The 1,177-nt window shown below is 62.2% G+C and carries 3 protein-coding genes; all 3 read left to right on the top strand.

From position 1 onward, the window contains the following. Positions 1-149 precede the first annotated feature (149 nt). The 3 genes from M2390_RS16120 to M2390_RS16110 are packed head-to-tail and all read left to right on the top strand — an operon-like array spanning position 150 to position 1,163. Complete coding sequence (locus M2390_RS16120) at positions 150-389, top strand: hypothetical protein (RefSeq protein ID WP_259180237.1); 240 nt, start codon at positions 150-152, stop codon at positions 387-389. Further along, a complete protein-coding gene (locus tag M2390_RS16115) occupies positions 386-745 on the top strand; it encodes a hypothetical protein (RefSeq protein ID WP_259180236.1) in 360 nt (119 codons plus the stop codon). Before M2390_RS16120 ends, M2390_RS16115 begins: the two co-directional genes overlap by 4 nt. Then, entirely contained in the window at positions 738-1,163 is a 426-nt protein-coding gene (locus tag M2390_RS16110; protein WP_259180235.1) for a hypothetical protein, read from the top strand. Before M2390_RS16115 ends, M2390_RS16110 begins: the two co-directional genes overlap by 8 nt. Positions 1,164-1,177: the final 14 nt, after the last annotated feature.

Genomic DNA, 1,177 nt, shown 5'->3' with positions numbered 1-1,177 from the left:
TGGGCGAGGGAGCAGGCGTTAGACGATGCCGAGCAGGCCGTGCTCGGAGCTGACGGCTTCCGAGTTATCGGTTACGCCCCTCGTGGAGTTGACGAGGATTCGGCTCTCAGGAACATTGCCGCTCTCCGCCGCAAGGAAGGGGGCGAGTGATGGAGTTCTGGTCCTATCTGCTCACCGCGGTGGGCATCCTCGGGCTGTGGCTCGCTGGCGGGAAGAACCGTGCCGGGTGGGCTGTGGGCTTGGCCGCGCAGGTGTTGTGGGTGGCGTTCGCGTTGACCACTCACCAGTACGGGTTCCTGCTGTCAGCGGTCGCGTACGGCACCGTGTATATCCGCAATTTCCGGGCGTGGAAGAAGCCCGTCACAACCGAAGGAGACACAACACCATGACCGAAGATGAAACCCCGACAGAGCCGGACCTGACCGGGTTCCCGGAGGTGCAGCACCGTATCGAGGACGGGAAGTTCGTTTGCCCTGGCGACGAAAGCTCACGCTGCCATCAGTACCCAGGGTGCGACCATCATGAGCGCTGGCCGTGTGGGTGCGAGTATGTGTCGCACGCCGAGTGCTGGATCAAGCCGTGGATTGATGCCCCGTTTGATCTGTCTGATTCTCACGACGAGTCGGACGGCGTGTCCGCGTTGCGGAACGAGGACTTCCCGGATGGCGACGTGTCTTGGGTCTTCGAGGGGGATTACGTGCTGTTCCAGTACGTGGACCTGCCCGAGGGGGTTCCCAGTGAGTAGCGCGCAGGAGGTCGTGGGCTTGACGGCGTGGCCGGAAAACGAGTCTGAGGTGTCAGCCGATGCGCTGATCAAGCATGCTGCGCGGCTTGTGCTGGATACCTCGGCGCGCGCTGGCCTGCTGATGACTGCCGCGTATCCCAAAGTCGGGGAAGCCACTCGGGATCCGGCCGCTTTCGCCCAGTGGGGATACGCGATCAACGCGGAGATCTCGGTGGCGCAGGTCGCGGTATTGCTTGTGGAGGTGCAGAAGCATTCGCCAAAGCTTGCTGATGATCTGGCACGCAAACTCTGGGACTTCACCCAGGAGCACGGACTGCTTTACGAGTTGGCGTGGGAATACCTTGATGCGCGCGGCGTGGATGCGGAGTCAGTACGTGCTGCTGCTGAGGCCAAAGCGAAGGAGGCACCTGGTGTCTGATGTACAGAAGCTAA

This window comes from Mycetocola sp. BIGb0189 (genome assembly GCF_024810155.1).
GTDB lineage: Bacteria > Actinomycetota > Actinomycetes > Actinomycetales > Microbacteriaceae > Mycetocola > Mycetocola lacteus.
Note: the sequence above shows the minus strand (reverse complement) of the source record. Positions and strands in the feature narration are given on the sequence as shown.

What these genes read in the sequence shown, in the direction of transcription:
- M2390_RS16115 (WP_259180236.1), top strand. Translation starts at nt 386, where the DNA reads ATGACCGAAGATGAAACCCCGACAGAGCCGGACCTGACCGGGTTCCCG.
- M2390_RS16120 (WP_259180237.1), top strand. Translation starts at nt 150, where the DNA reads ATGGAGTTCTGGTCCTATCTGCTCACCGCGGTGGGCATCCTCGGGCTG.